Here is a 17,842-nt window from a genome sequence, read left to right as displayed (position 1 = left end):
TCACTAAATCACCTGAAATCCATATGCATATGGATCATCTTCGGCATCTATTTTAATGGTATTGTAACCATAAACTTTTGCCCAGCCCTCTACACTTGGTATAATAGCTTTAATTCCGTTTAAGTCTACAACTTCTTCTACTCTTCCGATAAATTTGCTGCCGATAAAACTTTCGTGGATAAAATCTTCTCCTTGTTTTAATTTTCCTTTAGCAAACCATTGTGCTAAACGGGCTGAGGTGCCTGTTCCACATGGCGACCGATCGATGGCTTTATCGCCATAAAAAACTGCATTCCTGGCGGTTGATGTAGGGTCGATTGTTTTACCGGTCCACAACACATGGCTACAGCCATTTATCGTCGGGTCTAAAGGATGTACAAAAGTATATTGTTCGTTGATGCGTTTTCTGATGGTCTGGCTCCAGGTAATCAGTTGTGAAGCGGTGTAGTTTTCCAGTCCCGGAAAATTTTCCTGTGGGTCTACAATGGCATAAAAGTTACCCCCATAAGCTACATCAAAAGTAAGTGTACCTAAATCCGGGCATTCTACTTCTAAATTTTCTGCCGCCAAGTAAGAAGCTACGTTTTTCAGCTTAACCGATTTAACCTTTTTACCTTCTTGCTTATATTCAATTAAGACTAATCCGGCCGGGGCCTCCATTCTGATCACACCTGGTATTTTGGGCTGAATCAATCCTTCCTCTATGGCAATAGTAATGGTACCGATAGTACCATGGCCGCACATTGGAAGGCAGCCACTGGTTTCGATAAAAAGCACAGCTACATCATTGGCTGGATCGTGAGGCGGATAAAGAATACTGCCCGACATCATATCATGGCCGCGTGGTTCGAACATTAAACCTGTTCTGATCCAATCGAATTCTTTCAAAAAATGCTGACGCTTTTCGCTCATATTTGAGCCAATAAGCTGAGGGCCGCCGCCTGCAACTAACCTAACCGGATTTCCGCAAGTATGTGCATCTACACAAAAAAAAGTTTTACTCATGAGATTTCGTTAATATCTGGTTAACCGTTCTGAAAATACCTAAAGGATTTCCGTCTTTCAATTCATCAGGCAACAATTCCTGTTCCCAATCCTGATAGGCCAATGGCCTTGCAAAACGGTTGATTGCTGTTGAACCAACTGAAGTAAAACGACTATCGTTGGTAGCAGGAAACGGTCCACCATGTTGCATAGCTGCACAAACTTCTACGCCTGTAGGCACACCATTTAAAATAATCCTTCCGGTTTTATCAGTCAGCTTATTTACCAAAGTTTGATAGTGCTGAAGCTCCTGTTTTTCGGCCATTAGGGTTACGGTAAGTTGTCCTTCCAGAACATCAATGGCTTTTTCAAGTTCAGCAATATCCTGAGCAACAACCAACAACGAATATGGGCCAAAAATTTCTTCACGAAGTTTTGGATTTTTGATAAAATCAGCAGCACTTACCTGAGCAACTTTCGCCTCCGATTGATTTTGAAGTTCACTATTTTTTACTGTTGATGCCGATAAAAGCGCAACGCCACCTTCATTTACTACCTCAGCTGAAAGTTTACCATAATTATTGGCAATACCCTCGGTAAGCATAGTTGCAGATGGAATAGTTGAAATTGCCTCTTTTAAAACGGCTTTAAAATTTTCGAGTGCCGGCGATTGAACCGCTAACAATAGACCCGGGTTGGTACAAAACTGACCAGCGCCCAAAGTAATTGATGCAGCATATTTTTTACCCAGTTCTTCTGCCTGGTTTTCTATTGCCTTGGGAAGAAAAATTACCGGATTAATGCTTCCCATTTCGGCAAAAACCGGAATAGGTTGTTCGCGCTGTTGAGCAAGATTAATCAAGGCCATTCCTCCTTTAAACGAACCTGTAAACGTTACTGCTTTAGTTAATGGGTGCTGAACCAAGCTTGCTCCAATGTTATAACCATCATCATACAACAAAGAGAAAACACCTTTAGGCATTCCCGTTTTTTCGGCAGCTTTGATAATGGCACCGCCTACCATCGCACTGGTTCCGTAATGTGCGGGATGTGCTTTAACTACTACTGGGCAACCAGAAGCTAGTGCTGATGCTGTATCGCCGCCTGCAACTGAAAAAGCAAGTGGAAAATTACTTGCACCAAAAATCACTACCGGCCCGATTGGGATCAGCATTCGTCTAATATCAGGCCGTGGCAAAGGCTGTCTTTCAGGCAGTGCAGTATCGATAATTGCATCAACCCAAGAGCCTTCGGCAACCAGATTGGCAAATAACCTTAACTGGCCTGTTGTTCTGCCCAGTTCGCCCTGTAAACGACCTAAAGGCAAACCGCTTTCTGCCGAAGCCCTGTCTACCAACTCTCCGCCAAGATTAGCGATTTCATCGGCAATAGCATTTAAAAAAGCGGCTTTAAGATCTTTATTTAGGCTTCTATAGCTTTGGAAAGCCGATGTTGCTGATGTTAAGGCATCATTAACAAGGCTATCGTTCGCTTTAAAAAATTCACCGTCAAGCGTTAATCCCGTTGCGGGATTAATAGCTTTAAGGCTTCTTTCATTAACTTCTACATAGGTGCTTGCTACAATATTTTTTCCGTTCATATTTGGTTTTTAAACTATTTTCCCCAGCTACCTGCAGGTAGTTCCGGACGAACAGCTAATGCATCGTTAATAATTTTCAATACTTTTTCTCTCTCTGCGCCACTTATTGGTAAACGGGGTGCACGAACTGCTTCTGTTCCTAATCCGGTTGCTACCTCAGCTAATTTAATGTACTGTACCAATTTTGCATGAATATCCAGCTCAAGTACAGGCAAAAACCAGCGGTAAATGGTTAGCGCCTCAGCAATGCGGTTTTCTTTAATCAGTCTGAAAATGGCAACTGTTTCTCTCGGGAAAGCATCTACTAAACCTGCAACCCATCCGTGAGCCCCCATCACAATACTTTCCATCGCCAGTGGATCTACCCCTGTAAATATTTTGAAACGGTCGCCAAAGCGGTTGATCAATCGGGTTACGTTCGATACATCTCTTGTTGATTCTTTGATCGCCTGAATGTTATCATATTTTGTCAAAACCTCGAACATATCTAAGGTTACTTCGATTTTATAATCAACAGGATTGTTATAAATCATGATCGGCAGGCTTGTGCTTTCTGCAATGGCACCAAAAAAGGCCAAAGTTTCATCTGGAGCAGCATTATAACGCATTGGCGGCAACAACATTAAACCCTGTGCACCAAGCGATTCTGCTTTTTTAGCTACTTCGATTGCTTTTTTTGTAGTCGACTCTGCAATGTTCAATAAAACCGGCACTCGGCCATTTACAACAGTTAAGGTATGCGATAACAGACCGAACTTTTCTTCATCGGTTAATACACTGGCTTCGCCAAGCGATCCGCCTAAGATAATCCCTTCAGCACCTGCTTCTAACTGCGCTTCGATATTTAAATCGAAAGCCGGAAAATCTAACTCATCATTTGCCGTAAATTTTGTTGTTACAGCAGGGAAAACCCCAGTCCATTTGATACTCATTGTAATGTTATGTTTTTAATAATTATGATTCAAAAAATTAATCTAGCCCGTTTTAACCCAAAAGCCGGGTAATTGGCAAATCATCATTTAATTAAATATCGGTAATAAATCCGTTAAACGACATTCAAAGTTAGGTGATTGCTAAACAGTAATATTATTGGATTTTAACCGATATTGGTTATAAATGCGCCATTTGAATCAGACACAATTGATTTGGAAAAGCTGAGGCTCTTGTAGGAGAAATGAGATATAACAAAAAAAGGTATCCTCACGAAAAAGAATAGCTTAATAAAATCTGTCGGATGGTAACATCCAACAGCACTGTAATAAAAGCAATTTCTCCTTAGATTATGTCATGTTGAGCCTGTCGAAACACCTTAAGAGGTATTTAAACAAGTCCTTCGACAAGCTCTTGATGACAAATCTATAATTATGATACAGCCTCTTTAATACCCTACTACGCAACCTATTTGATCAATTATTTTGTGTTTTTCACCTCTAGGTAGTACATAAATTCGATACCCGATTTTGTAAAAAGCGCATCCTGACCTTTAGCCAACGCAACCTGTTGCCAGTTTTGCGATGGGATAATTTTAAGCGCTTTAATGCCTTCTTTTTTCAGGCTTAAAGGCAGATTGAACCCTTTAACACAATTGCTGTATCGGTAAAAAGCTTTGCCACCTTTGAGGTAATATTCGAATGTAGGAACTTGCACCGTACGCAGGTACTGATCAAAAACTTTTGAAAAATTGTAACCCGCTTTTTTTGAAACATAATTTTCGATCTGAGTGGTGGTTACCGTTTTATGATAAAAGGTTTGGTTGAGCCCACGCAATATGGATCTAAAAAGTTCGTCGTTATTTAAACTATGCCTTATGGCGTGTAACATGTTCCCTCCCTTTGGATACATATCGCCACTGCCCTGTGCATTTACGCCATAAGGGGGAATAATAGGGCTATCATTCCGGATGCCTTTTCTGATCCCAAAATTGTATTCATTCCCAGCTTTATTGCCAAAAATGTAATCTACAAAAAGTGTTTCACTATAGTTGGTAAAACCTTCGTGCACCCACATATCGGCCAGATCATTAGTGGTAATGTTATTGCCGAACCATTCGTGCCCGCTTTCGTGGATAATGATGAAATCCCACTTTAAGCCCCAACCATCGCCCGACATGTCTCTACCTCTATAGCCAAACTTATAACCATTGCCATAAGATACTGCCGATTGATGCTCCATTCCTGTATGCGAAGCATCGATAAGTTGATAACCATCTTCATAAAAAGGATATGGCCCAAACCAATGCTCCAGACTTTTCATCATTTTATGCACCTGGTCGGGCATATAAGTTTTCGCTTTTGGATAATTGTAATCGAGTACCCAATAATTCACATCTAATGCACCTTTTTCACCAGCATATTTCTCCTTAAAATTTACATATTTGCCTATGTAAGGAATGATGCAATAATTACTGATCGGATTTTTAACATTGTACTGGTAAGTCACGGTACCATCGTGATTATCCTTCTTGAATACCAGGCGCCCATTCCCTACCGCTACCAATGTATCGGGAACAGTCATCGTTAAAGAAGCGCCCAGATTAGGCTCGTCGCTTTGATGATCTTTATTCGGATACCATACTGAAGCGCCTAGGCCCTGACAGGCCACCGTCATCCATGGGCGCGAAAGCGAATCGGTGGTGAAGATAAAACCACCATCCCAGGGCGCTCTTTTAGCCTGATGAACCTTTCCATGGTAAAAAATATGAACATTATTCAGTGCAGATAACTTTTGCGCTGGGACATGCACATACCAAACACTGCCAACATGTTCGAATTTCACCTTCGAACTTCCGTTGTATAAAACACTATCAATAATTAATGGCTCCTGCAAATCGATCTGCATGCGCATATTACCACTATTATGCTGCACTACTTTGTATACGATTTTATTCGAGCCCGCTATACTTTTATCATTATAATCGGGTTTAACAGAAAGTTCGTAACGCTGCACATCCCACCAGGTACGTTCGGCATTTAAGCTTCCCCTTAAGGTATCGGCCAAAGTGTAAACCTTTTTTGGGCTTTGCGCAAAAAGCATGGTACTAAACGTTAAGAAAAGTACGGTTAGGGAGGTTAGTTTTTTCATATGTTTTTGCTGGTTATTATGTTGAATAGGTTATTATTAATTTGAAAAGCAATTGCAGTACTTATCGGTTAGCTCAATCCTGTTATCCCTCCTGCTCCGATGAAACCTGTGAAACAAGCAAGCACACAATAAAAGATAAAATATACCGTGCTTAAATCGGGAGCATCCGTTCTATCAGGTTTATTTAACCCTGGTTCTGTGCTTCTGTCCAAGGTATCTAGCCCTGACAGAAGCGGGCATCCCGTTTTTTATCGGGATAAAGCGGATGGCAGGACTATCCTTTAAAAAAAACGAAAAGCCCTGCGCTCCAAAACAAAAAACAACAGTTATTTTAAAAGATCTATGTTCCTTTTAATAGCTCTTTATTAATTGTGATGTTGTTATTTTAGCAAAATATTAATTTAAAAAGCAGTTTCAGTCTTTCATCGGTTATGGCAGTCCTGCTATCCCTCCTGCTCCGATAAAGGATCGGGAGCATCCGTTCTATCAGGTTTATTTAACCCTGGTTCTGTGCGTCTGTTCAAGGTCTCCACCCTTTAAAAAAACCGAAAAGCCCTGCGCTCCAAAAAAAAGCAGTTATTCCAAATAACCGCCCTAGCTAATAAGCTTCACTTCTAATCGATTCGATTTCATCTGTGGTTAAGGCCAAATGTTTACCCAACATCCTGCTTCCGCTTTCGGTAACCAGAAAATCGTCTTCAACCCTAATGCCACTAAAGTTTCTGAACTGTTCCAATTTATCGTAGTTAATAAATTCGGCAAACTGGTTGGTGGCTTTCCAACGGTCTATTAATTCGGGAATAATATAAACACCTGGCTCTACCGTTAACACATAACCTGCTTCGAGTGCTTTACCCAACCTTAACGATTTCAATCCAAACTGGGCAGTGTTTTTAGTCAGTTCATCGGTATAACCTACATATTGCTCACCTAAATCTTCCATATCGTGCACATCTAAACCCATCATATGGCCTGTTCCGCATTGAAAAAACATGGCATGCGCACCGGCTTGCACCGCATTGTCTATATTACCCTTCATCAGGCCAATATCTTTTAAACCCTGTGCCAGCATTTTACACGAGGCCAAATGCACATCTAAGTATCTTACACCCGGCGCCAACATGTTTTTGCCATGCGTGTAAGCATTCAATACAATATCATACACATCTTTTTGCTCGGCACTAAACTTTTTGCCTACCGGAAAAGTACGTGTAAGATCGCCTGCATAACCTAAAGCTGTTTCTACACCAGAGTCGTTCAAAACCAGCTGACCTTCCTTTAGCTGATTGCCATGATAGTGGTTGTGCAAAATTTCGCCACGAACGGTCAAAATAACCGGATAAGCCAGATTACCGCCCGAAGCCAATGCAGCACCCTGAATTTTTGCCGCAAGTTCGCGTTCGTACATGCCAGGTTTTGCCTGTTGCATTACCATTAAATGGATATCGGCCGATATTGCTGCTGCACGGTCTAATTCTTCAATTTCTTCAACAGATTTAATCGATCGTTGTGCCACAACGGCTTTAATAAAACTAAGTGATGCTTTTTCTTTAAGCTGATCGACAGGCAAATTAAGCCAGCTGGCCAATTTAATTTTATTCTCTGAGCGGTAAGGAGGTAAGAAATGAACCTGACGCTTTTTGTCTTGGTATTGCTTAAGATAAGTATCCAGTTGCGCTAAAGGTAGAACTTTGGTTAAGCCGGCATCCAAACTTTTTTCTTCCAATGTTTTCTGTCTGCCCATCCACACGATATCGTCAATTCCCATTTCATCACCGAAAAGGATTACCTGATCTTCATCAAGGTCGATGATAGCGCCCAAAGATGGCTCACTTATCCCAAAATAGTATAAAAAGGTACTATCCTGCCTAAAATGGTAGGTATTGTCTTTATAATTCATCGGACTTTCTTCATTACCCAAAAAGAGTAATATTCCCGAATTTATCTTTGATTTTAGTGCTGCTCTTCTTTGGAGGTAAACTTTCTTTTCAAACATATTATTTTGTGTTAGGCAAATATCCCAAAAGCTATTTTTATTCAATAACAATTAAATATAATGGCTAAAATATGGGAGGTATCTGCAAATTATAAGCTATGGTTATGGCACAAAAATCACAATAAATTTCAGGTTAGCGAAAAATAAGGGTAAAATCTGCACATTGATAGGATGATTAAAGAAAGTTTATAGATAGCGTTAACAATTTTTAGCTACGGGAGATATAGATGGCACGGAGTATTTATAAGTCGTTCCATCATTCCAACTTGATTGGAAATCGTGCTTAAGCTTTAACATCAGCTTCGCTGAGCACATCATGGTTCCCGCCTGCGCGTATCGTGTGGACACATCTCTCTTTATTTACATTTGTTTTTAGCGTCGTTGCCTAGGTCGATCGTCATGCTGAATTTATTTCAGCATCTTTCCTGTAATTAACAGCGCTATGTTCCGAAAAAAATCGTCACGTGGAAACAAATATTGATTTTTCCGCTCTTTGCCGCAGGGCATGGTACTTTGGAGCGCCAAAGTACCCAAAGCGCTTTGTCAATCCAACAAGGCGGCTCAGCACAATCCAAGCACATCAAAAAAATAGCGGCACTTCGTTTTGTGTTCAATTTTCGTAACATTTTGAAGCAGCGTTTATGAACACAAAACCACTACGTTTAAGGTTTGGTAGTGCTATTTTTTCTTTTGTGTAACTATTTTTTTGATTTCTCCGCCACTTGGGATTGACGGCGTTCTTCGGTAAAACCTTTGCTTTATTAAAGTTGGTTAGCAAAACGCATAAAAACCCAAACCAAAAGATATGTCTACACGATAGGCCTGCGCGAGAATGACGTCAGTTGGGTTTACAAATAAGCACGTTTTTATTGGCGATAAAATCGCCTTTCTCATGCATCCTCGTTATAACGAGGACGATCTACTAAATTTAAATGGATTATATTATTATTAAATTATATATTTTTTTGAAATACAAAAATATAAACTGATTAACATGAAGTAATTATGTAGCTATAAATAGAACAAATTCAATGGTTTTCAATCTATAAAACATTCCTATTAAGTTAAATATTTAAGTTTAATAATTTGATATACAATTAATATGAATAACTTATATCAATTTATAATACTGATAAGACATACATATAATTGATTATCAATATAAATCAACAAAAAAAAAGCCCCGTAAATTTTAGTTTACGGGGCGGAGACGATAGAAAAATTGATATTATCTTTGAAGAATGATTTCAGTTGTATGCTCTTTTGCAAGCGGTAACTCGTATCCTCCCCTTTTCTTAATGCCATTGCCTTTTACAGCATAAGAACCGACGCCATTAATTTTTGCAGGCTGTAACAACCTCAACATGGCATTAGGTGTATATTCATTTGCTTTGCTCAGTTTTAAGCGAATTTCGCCATTTACAGTATTATAATTTACCTCATCAATGGTACCCGCATCAAGGCTGATCCAAAGCCCTACAGCAGCAATGTAAACCGATGATTTTGCTGCCGTAGTTAATTTAACATTGATGTTATTGCCTGTTTTGTTCAAATTGCCACCGAAAGCCAACCAACCAAATTCAGGATGCTGTAAGATATACGATGATGTATTAACCGCGTAGCCAAAAAAACCGGATCCGTAATCGCCGGTAATGCCGTCATTTTTTAAGGTTGATGGATAAGCATGAAATGCTGCAGGCGCAAAACCTTCTTGGGTAATATTGGAAATCGAACCCAAAAGTCCACCGTAACCAGCACGCAAAAGATAGAAATCGCCGGGATTTTTACGGTAATCCATTAATACAGGAATGGCATTGAGTGCTGAACCATAATGATGGATCATCCGTTCGATACGCGAAAGTTTGCCTCCATAAAGAAAATCCCAGTACCGACGGGCATTACCATTATAGGCCCAATGCGGCACCACAGGCATATAGGCCAATATCGCATCAAGCGTTACATTTGCTTTGTCTTGATAGCCAAAATAGCTCGACCATACATAAACTTCTTCTTGACCTGTAGAGTCCCAAGGCATTTCACTTCCAAAGGGATATTGTAGCGAACGCCAGTGGTTGGCCCGCTTCTTCATTTCATTTTCTAACCTGGCTGCTTCTTCTGTTAGTCCTTCGTTTTTAAGGTCATTTAGGATGAGATAGAAAACTGTGCCTTCCATTTGGCCGAACTGTGCGTAATAAGGGGCAATATTAACCATGGCCATGCCTGTTTCAGCAGCATCTATAAGGTGTTGTTTCCAGCTCTGCTCCTCCACAAGGCCGCTATAATTACGCGCCAACCGATACATCACCCAATGGGCTGCTGCAACATGCGGGTAGTTATAAGACCGGCCCAGGTTATCAGCTTCTTTTTTGGGCCATGCAGACCATGTTTTAAAATTTATATTTGCGGCATAAGTATCTTTAGGGAGCGAATCTGGTGCATAGTAGAACAAGCTCTTTTTTACCCCATATTTCTGAGGACCGTTTTTAAGTTGTATCCGCCCAAACATTACACTATCTACAAATTGTTTCAGTTTATCAACTTCTTCTTTCTTGGGTTGTACCAATTGCTTCATTATTGCCCCCAACCACGAACCTGCACCACCTTCATCGCTTAAACCTGCAATCCATGCCCTATTGTCTTGTGTTACCTGCTGTTGCTTTTCATTATCGTACGTAATAGCTGATGGACTTCTTTTAAAAATAGGGTCGGCCTGGTTAAACCATTGCTTGGTTGTTAAAAAATTGCCATAACTAGCAATCACATCACTTTCGGCTTCAATTACCTTATAATTTATACTTTGCTCCAAGCCATCTTCGTAGGTGATGGACAACCTTGCTCTTCCCCAGGTATTTCCCTTTACAGTATAACTTTTCCAGCCATTTTTGGTTGAGGCCAATGCACTTACTTGTAGGGCATTTTCAGGCTGAACTTGAATAGTTTTAATCTTTTTAGGGTAGTTAACAAATAATTTCCCTTCCACATCTTTAGGCAGTACATAACCCGGAACTGAGATTGCTACTGGTCGTTTATTTTCGATCAGTTTGCTTTCGATATCTTTTGCTGCTCCAGAAAGGATAAACTGAAGGGCATAACTTCTGGTTTCACCAGGTTTTAAAGTGGTTGAAGTCGGTGTATTCCATTGCTCGGCATTTTTCCATTCGTTTTCTGCATAGGCTTTACTGTATACCATCCACTCATAAAAACCTTCAAACGCGATTCCTCTTGGTGTTCGATCATCATTAAGCGGGTTATAAGCCTCAAATGGCGTATGTCCCAGTGGCGCAACGAGCAAAGAAGGTGCATGACCGCTTAACCGCGTAACTTGCAGATAACCGGCGTCTTTACCGATATAAGGATCGTAAAAAACATTTTTTGCATGGGTTTGCTCCAATGTCCTGCCTTCGAGAATATTATCGAAAATCATCGGAATACCCAGTGCCCCGATTTCTACGTTTTTATTGGTCTTATTTTTCAGTTCGAAGCGGAGCACAAGCTTTCCGTTAAACATTTCCCACATCCGTTTAACCTGCAGCGGCATATCAGCCGGAAGTGTTGCAGCAAGATCGGCAGCAGCGAGTACGTTTTTACCCATAGAAATATTTTTCACAGGGCTTCTTTTGGCGGCTGTGCTGTAGCTTTTCCAGGCTTCTTCGCCAATGTAGCGTAACTTCAAATTGATATCGCCCAAGTGATATAAACCATCTGAACTACGCACTTTTAAACTGTCGCTGGGTGCAAAATCGAAATCTTTAACCATTTTAGGCTGTAGGCCCGCTACCGTTTGTGATGACTTAACAAGCTTTAGATTAAATGCTCCGGCATTGTAAGTCGAAAATCCATTTTCCAGGCCCAAAGTAGATGTTTTTTTGCCTAAAGCAATCCAAGGCGATTGGGCTAGAACTACCTCAATATTTAGGAAAGATAAAATACAGCAAAATATTGCTTTAAAAGTTATTATGGATAAGGTTCTCTTCTTTTTTAGTTCGATAATCATGATCATAAAGGAAATTTAGAAATGTGGTTAAATCAAAATTAAAATTTAAAAGATAAAGCAGGCATCGAACTTAAAAATAGCGCAAAATCGGTAAAGAATTGGTGTATTTACTGGAAGTTGGGCGCGAGGCGGTAAACGGATGGCGGATCGATGGTGAATAGCAGGAAGCATGATGAAAAAAATAGGTTCGCAGATTACGCAAAGCACGCAGATTAATAACACATGAGGGGAAACCTAACCCATTAGCACTATATCGGGTACCTAAACGTGATTGCAGCGGCAGCTCCCGAAGTAAGTCGGGACTACAGCGGAAAGCGCGACTGACGTGGATTGAAATGCAGGAATTGCTTTCCTATATCAAATTATTAATCATATAAGAGATATAAGATCATTTAAACGATTATTTTACTAATACAACATAGGGGTCTTCGACAAGCTCAGACTGACAACTATTATATTAAAGACCCACCTATTTATTTTCCTTCAGATTACGCAAAGCGCTAAGATTGTTCGCATTAAGATTAGCTGCTGAGCACTTCGTGGTTCCCGCCTGTGCGGGAATGACGACCGTTCTTTAGAATCATTGGTAGACAATGATTAAACAGGCTGACATTTCACTTTCAACCATTCAGCTTCTTCATCAGATAAAAGGGGTTGAAGCTTCCCAAACACCATTTGATTGTATTGATTTAACCACTCAATCTGATCTGGTGCCAAAAGTGTTTTATTGATAATCGCGGTATCGATAAAACATAAGGTTAAGGTTTCGAAAGTGAGAAAATCGCCAAATTCGCTTTTTCCCTTAGGGATACATAAAACAAGGTTTTCGATGCGTACACCATGTTTTCCCGGACGATAAATACCTGGTTCGATGGAGGTTACCATTCCTGGCTTAAAGGCAATATCTACGTTGGCTGGACTAATATTCTGAGGTCCTTCGTGTACATTTAGGAAAAAGCCAATACCGTGACCCGTTCCATGACCAAAATTTATGGCATGTTCCCAGAGTGGTTTTCTACAGATGGAATCGATTTGATAACCTTTGGTACCTTCTGGAAAAATCAGTTTAGAACCTTCAATCAGGCCTTTTAGCACCAAGGTATAATCATCGGCCTGGGTTGATGAGCAATTACCAATAGGCATTACCCTGGTAATATCAGTTGTACCATACAAATACTGGCCTCCTGAATCGACAAGAAACAAACCATCGGCTAAAATTTCCTGATTGCTTTCTGCTGTTACACTATAATGCGGCAAAGCTCCGTTGGCATTGTAACCAGCTATGGTATTAAAACTTAAACCTACGAAAGATGTTTGTTCAGCCCTAAATGCACCCAGTTTCTCTGCTGCAGACCATTCTGTAATTTTTTCTTTCCCTAAATGATCTTCCATCCATTTAAAGAACCTGGTTAAAGCCACTCCATCATTTAGCATTGCCTTGCGGATGTGATTAATCTCAGTATTATTCTTTAAACTTTTTAGATGTGTGCTTGGATTAATGCCTGAAACGATTTTGGCACTAGAAGGCAAGCACTGATACAAGCCAAAACAGGTACGTTTAGGGTCGATAAAAACCTGCGCGCCTTTTGGTAGATTTTTTAATGCCTCAGCCACCTCAGCATAAGGATGCAAAGTTACGCCCTGCTCATTTAAAGTATCAATATCTGTTTGCGACAATTTTTGTTCGTCGATAAAGAGTTTTACCGCTGCAGGAGTAATTAAAGCAAAACTTAAGGTAACAGGATTATAATCTACATCTTTTCCCCTTAGGTTAAAAAGCCAGGCAATGTCATCAAGCGATGAAATAAAATGATAATCTGCTCCATTTATTTTTAAAGCAGCTTTTACCTCGTTTATTTTAGCCGAAATGGTAAGACCCGCAGCTTCCTCGCCTATTAAAAAGGCATTTTCTACAGGTAGTCCTACCCTATCGAGCCAAATCGTGCTGATAAAATCAACGTCAATTATTTCTATTCCACGCTGGGTCAAACTGTTCTGTATCTCGAGGGCCAAACCTACCGTAATAAGCTGATGGTTAAAACCTACTTTTGCATCCTTTGGCAAAACCTGGCACAACCAATCGATGTATTCGGGCGTATGTGGCACTTTCAACTTTACCAATTCGTAACCAGTATTGTTTAATTGTGTTTCTGCCTGCGTAAAATATCTCGAATCAGTCCACAGACCAGCAAAATTCTGAGTGATGACCAGCGTGCCAGCCGACCCTGTAAATCCACAAGCAAAAGGAATAGCTTTATAATGTGCTGGTAAATATTCACTGATGTGAGGATCTGCCGCGGTAATAATATAAGCATCTACTTTTTGAGCAGCCATTAACTGGCGTAAGGCCTGCAGTTTTTCTACAAAGGTCATGTTGAGGAAGAGTTTTGTAGGGCCAAATTTAAATATTACATTGACATCAGCGCTTAAAACAAACAAGAATTAATATAAATTTTGAAAACGCAGCAGATTCCGCTTGCGTTGGAACCTGTGTTTACCTTTAAAAATATTCAGGACAAACATTAAACGTACCGATCAATTGCAGGCGCTTTAAGCACCTCATAACAATCTGATTTCTGAAAGCACCGTACTTTAAAAACAAGCGCAGATTCTCTCTGTGCAAGCGCATGGATACCCAGTGTAAAACGTTGTTTAAAACGTTTGAGACAAGCCTCTTTATGGCAGATTATTTCGTAACGGTCTGCATTTTCTACGACCACATCAAGCACATACTTTGGCCACTGTTTTTTGATCAGATTCGGCAACCAGCTAAACTGTTGCATGTTAATAAAATTCCCCATCCCTTCAATTGCTTTTGGTGGAATATCTCCACCTATAATCTGGCTCCAGTTCCCTTCAACTTCATCAATAATCCCCAGCACTTTACATCCAGACAGCACCAACCATGGGTCTTCCATGCTTGACTGTATTAACTGATAGGATACATCTTCTAAAAATTCCTGTTCAAAAAGGTAATTAAGTTCGATCATAAGCTATTTTCATTTTTAATCGGCAGATTATTAAGTCGTATCAGTTTATCAATGGTGCCAGTAAAACGTTTCATTGAGATCGGTTTGCCAAGATAACATTCAAAGCTAGAATCTATTTTTCTTACCTCATTTTCGAGGTGGGCGGATGCGTAGATCACAAACCTGGCTTTCGAGCGGAGATGCTGTGATAGTTCAGTTCCCTTCATTCCATCCATATCTATATCTAGAAAAAGAAAATCGATTTTATCGCCGGCACTAATTGTTTTTAAGGCATCAAATGGATTATTAAAGGCGCTAAACAGTTTTAAAAAACGGATATCTTCAATATAATCGTGGAGTACATCAATCGCGTGCTGTTCATCATCAACAATTGCACAACTGTAATACATAGGCAAATTAAGATAGGCTGTACAAAGCTTAACAATGTAAACCTCAATTCCTATAGCCATGCAAAAAAAGGGTAAAAGTACGGTAGTAATGAGCATACTAATGAGACAGTATATCAACTTGCATCTTATTTCATGGTATAAATAGCCATGAGTCAATTGACACATGGCTAAATGCTTTAAAGTTTAATTTTAACAAAGTATAAACGGTTTCTATCAACCGAATTTGTTAAAGGCAATATTTTTTGTGCAAAGCCACTTGCCCCGTTATCCACCACACCAAAATCATCATCATTAGAAATCGCGAGGATGTTGCCAGGCAGTAAGGCCAAACCTTCTGCTTTATCGTGCGGATAAATGGAAGGTAGATCTTTCAGCAGGTCTAAAACGATGGTTTTGCTTACCGGGGTAATTCCCGCTGTGTTTAAACCTGCTGCGTTGTTCAGTTCTTCCACGGTTTTGCCGCCATAAAGTTTACCTGTTACACCATTGCCGGAATCAGAAATATCGGTAGCACCACTCAGGTCTATTTTAAAAACTTTTTTAAATGTTGCCGGGTTGCTTGCTGCACCGCCATACAATCCGTCACGCTCGATGGTTAGGAAAGTAGTGCTGTTAACGGCAACAATATCGCTCACACCTGTTAAAGTAGTGTTATCCATCAGGTAAGCGTATTGCTTGGTTGCTCCGCTTGCGATATCAAAAGTCAAAATTCTTAATACCACCGAATTGGCAACTGCAGCTTTAGACGGATTGTACATTGGCGACTGCATCATGCCTACCAGCGTTTTTCCATCTGGAGTAATGGCCAAGCCTTCCATGCCACGGTTTGCTCTTCTATTGGCAAATACAGCCGGAATAGTGCGTCCACCGGTTCCAGTTCCGAATGGATTAATGCGTTCTATTGTTTTACCAGTTGCATCGAAGTGTGCAATGTGTGGGCCATATTCATCGCTGATCCAAAATGATCCGTCAGCTGCCCTTACCAAACCTTCTGAGTCGATTCCATCGGCACTTGGCGCAATCACCCGTCCATTTAGGTCGTAAGCAGTTTCACCAGAAGCCCCCATTCCTGCAGGGTTTGGAAGTCCGTTTAATTTATTACCGGATGCATTTTTAAGTTCGATGGTTTGTTCGAGTACCAATTTCCCATCTTTCAGCCTGAATTTCCCAATCTGTGGATCAAAATCAGGTTTTCCTATGATAATTGAGTTTGCGAGCTGTCCGGCAACGTTCGAACCCCTATCGGTTAGCATATAAAAAACATCCGGCGAGTTGGGGTCGGCGGCAACAGCTGATCCAAAACCTCCGTTGTACACTTTTACACCAGCAGCAGTTGTGAAAAGCACCGAAGGATCGGAAACTTCTGCAACGGCAGGATAGCTAAATTCTAAAGGGGTTTCTTCGTGACTTTTCTTGCATGATACCATACCGATAGATATGGCTACTATTAGAGTGAGTAATTCTTTTTTCATTTAATTAGGAATATTTTTAGAACAAAGCAAGCATACAGGTATGAAGCCTGTGTTAAGGCAATAACAAGAATAGTTCTCCCATAAGGTTATGCAATCTTAAAAAGCAACTTTTATTTTAATTGCTTTCGACCATTAAGAAGCTAAGGACATTAAGCTTATTAGTAAATTCAAATGCCGGCGTCATTCCCAACTTGATTGGGAACCACGGAGTGCTCATGAATGCCTCTGAATAAAGGAAAACTGATGAATAATCGTAATGCCATGACCAGGCACTATTGCATTAAGATCCCCGTCTGCACGGGGATGACGAATCTTGAAAATTTATATCATCAATAATTCACATACTGCTCTTCAAAACTGCCATCAGCATGTAAATCGACCAGTCCATAGCCTGGGGCGGTTTCTCTCCTGTTGCCTTCCCACCAAGCGCCTGATACAGCACCGTTACAAAGATAGGTAACACCGTTGTAAACCACTTTATCACGCATGTGCAAGTGGCCACTTAAACACAGTTTTACATTAGGATGTTGATAAAAAAGATTAATAATTTTGCTCGTATCGGTATGCATATCACCACCCAACATGGTCCATTTGTTTACAATATCATCTTCTATCATTAAAAGCGCGGTAAGGATTGGAATGTGCGACATTACCATTACGGGCATTTCAGCACTTGTTGTTTCGAGTTCGTTTTTTAACCATGTTAACTGCTCATCGCCCAATTTTCCAATATACCAGGTATTGTCAATATCCAGGTGGGTACTATCCAGCACAATAATCTTCCATCCGTTCTGCATTAAACTATAATAAGGCTTAACCAGCTGCAATTTATCTATGGCATATTTCTTCCCGTAAAAAACATCGCCCCTGGTGTTTTCATTCCACCAGATATCGTGATTGCCCAAACAGTAATGCACAGGAAGGTTACATTCGTTCTTCATCGTCTCGTTTACCAGTTTCCATTGATCATTAATGGTATTGATGTTTTCTTTGTTCATATCAAAAACGACATCTCCTCCATTTAGAACCAGGTCTATCTTGGGCGATTGCGACTGTAAATGGTGCAGACATTTAACAAACCTGGCGGGCGCATTGAATTGATTTTTAAGATGCACATCAGTGATGTGTGCCACTCTTAGCACCGTTTTTTTATCGGCTGACGAAGAAAATGCAGGTAGGGTTGGCAGTAAAAACAGGCCACCTATATTCTTAAGTGCGGATCTTCTTTCCATAACATTCTTTTTATTGTTTCAAAATTAGCACTGCCACGTTGCTTTAACGTTAAGAAAAAAGCGGTGCTGTGGTATACAGACACCGCCTTGCAGATTTTTGGTAT

Annotated in this window: 11 protein-coding genes; all 11 read right to left on the bottom strand. The window is 40.3% G+C overall.

Annotated elements, in window-relative coordinates; all coding sequences use genetic code 11:
- Positions 1 to 3 precede the first annotated feature (3 nt).
- On the bottom strand, positions 4 to 1,005 hold the full coding sequence (locus tag AC1DNH_RS00590; protein WP_477584754.1) for a 4-hydroxyproline epimerase: 1,002 nt from the start codon (positions 1,003 to 1,005) through the stop codon (positions 4 to 6).
- Positions 998 to 2,584 carry an aldehyde dehydrogenase (NADP(+)) gene (locus AC1DNH_RS00585; RefSeq protein ID WP_477584753.1) on the bottom strand — a complete coding sequence of 529 codons (1,587 nt, stop codon included), beginning with the start codon at positions 2,582 to 2,584 and terminating at the stop codon, positions 998 to 1,000. Before AC1DNH_RS00585 ends, AC1DNH_RS00590 begins: the two co-directional genes overlap by 8 nt.
- A gap of 14 nt (positions 2,585 to 2,598) precedes the next feature.
- Positions 2,599 to 3,516 (bottom strand): dihydrodipicolinate synthase family protein, encoded by a 918-nt coding sequence (locus tag AC1DNH_RS00580; protein WP_029276121.1) that lies wholly within the window; start codon positions 3,514 to 3,516, stop codon positions 2,599 to 2,601.
- 478 nt (positions 3,517 to 3,994) lie between these two features.
- A complete protein-coding gene (locus tag AC1DNH_RS00575) occupies positions 3,995 to 5,665 on the bottom strand; it encodes a M1 family metallopeptidase (RefSeq protein WP_477609356.1) in 1,671 nt (556 codons plus the stop codon).
- 598 nt (positions 5,666 to 6,263) lie between these two features.
- The gene (locus AC1DNH_RS00570) at positions 6,264 to 7,661 is read right to left on the bottom strand and encodes an aminopeptidase P family protein (RefSeq protein WP_477625062.1); all 1,398 of its coding nucleotides are present in this window, start codon (positions 7,659 to 7,661) and stop codon (positions 6,264 to 6,266) included.
- A 1,228-nt stretch (positions 7,662 to 8,889) separates the two neighbouring features.
- Positions 8,890 to 11,655, bottom strand: coding sequence for a DUF5695 domain-containing protein (locus tag AC1DNH_RS00565; protein ID WP_477581430.1), 2,766 nt, complete (start codon positions 11,653 to 11,655; stop codon positions 8,890 to 8,892).
- A 597-nt stretch (positions 11,656 to 12,252) separates the two neighbouring features.
- Positions 12,253 to 14,028, bottom strand: a complete 1,776-nt coding sequence (locus tag AC1DNH_RS00560; protein WP_477581432.1) for an aminopeptidase P family protein — start codon at positions 14,026 to 14,028, stop codon at positions 12,253 to 12,255.
- A 149-nt stretch (positions 14,029 to 14,177) separates the two neighbouring features.
- Positions 14,178 to 14,645 carry a hypothetical protein gene (locus tag AC1DNH_RS00555; protein WP_477581434.1) on the bottom strand — a complete coding sequence of 156 codons (468 nt, stop codon included), beginning with the start codon at positions 14,643 to 14,645 and terminating at the stop codon, positions 14,178 to 14,180.
- Positions 14,642 to 15,094: a LytR/AlgR family response regulator transcription factor gene (locus AC1DNH_RS00550; RefSeq protein WP_477581435.1), complete on the bottom strand. Its 453-nt coding sequence runs from the start codon at positions 15,092 to 15,094 to the stop codon at positions 14,642 to 14,644. The genes AC1DNH_RS00555 and AC1DNH_RS00550 overlap by 4 nt, the downstream gene beginning before the upstream one ends.
- A gap of 116 nt (positions 15,095 to 15,210) precedes the next feature.
- Positions 15,211 to 16,506, bottom strand: coding sequence for an esterase-like activity of phytase family protein (locus AC1DNH_RS00545; protein WP_477581437.1), 1,296 nt, complete (start codon positions 16,504 to 16,506; stop codon positions 15,211 to 15,213).
- Between the two features lie 329 nt (positions 16,507 to 16,835).
- The gene (locus tag AC1DNH_RS00540) at positions 16,836 to 17,738 is read right to left on the bottom strand and encodes a metallophosphoesterase family protein (protein WP_477609176.1); all 903 of its coding nucleotides are present in this window, start codon (positions 17,736 to 17,738) and stop codon (positions 16,836 to 16,838) included.
- Between the last annotated feature and the right edge of the window lie 104 nt (positions 17,739 to 17,842).

Source organism: Pedobacter sp. 01N310 (assembly GCF_056399805.1).
This window is presented reverse-complemented; position numbering and strand designations above follow the sequence as displayed.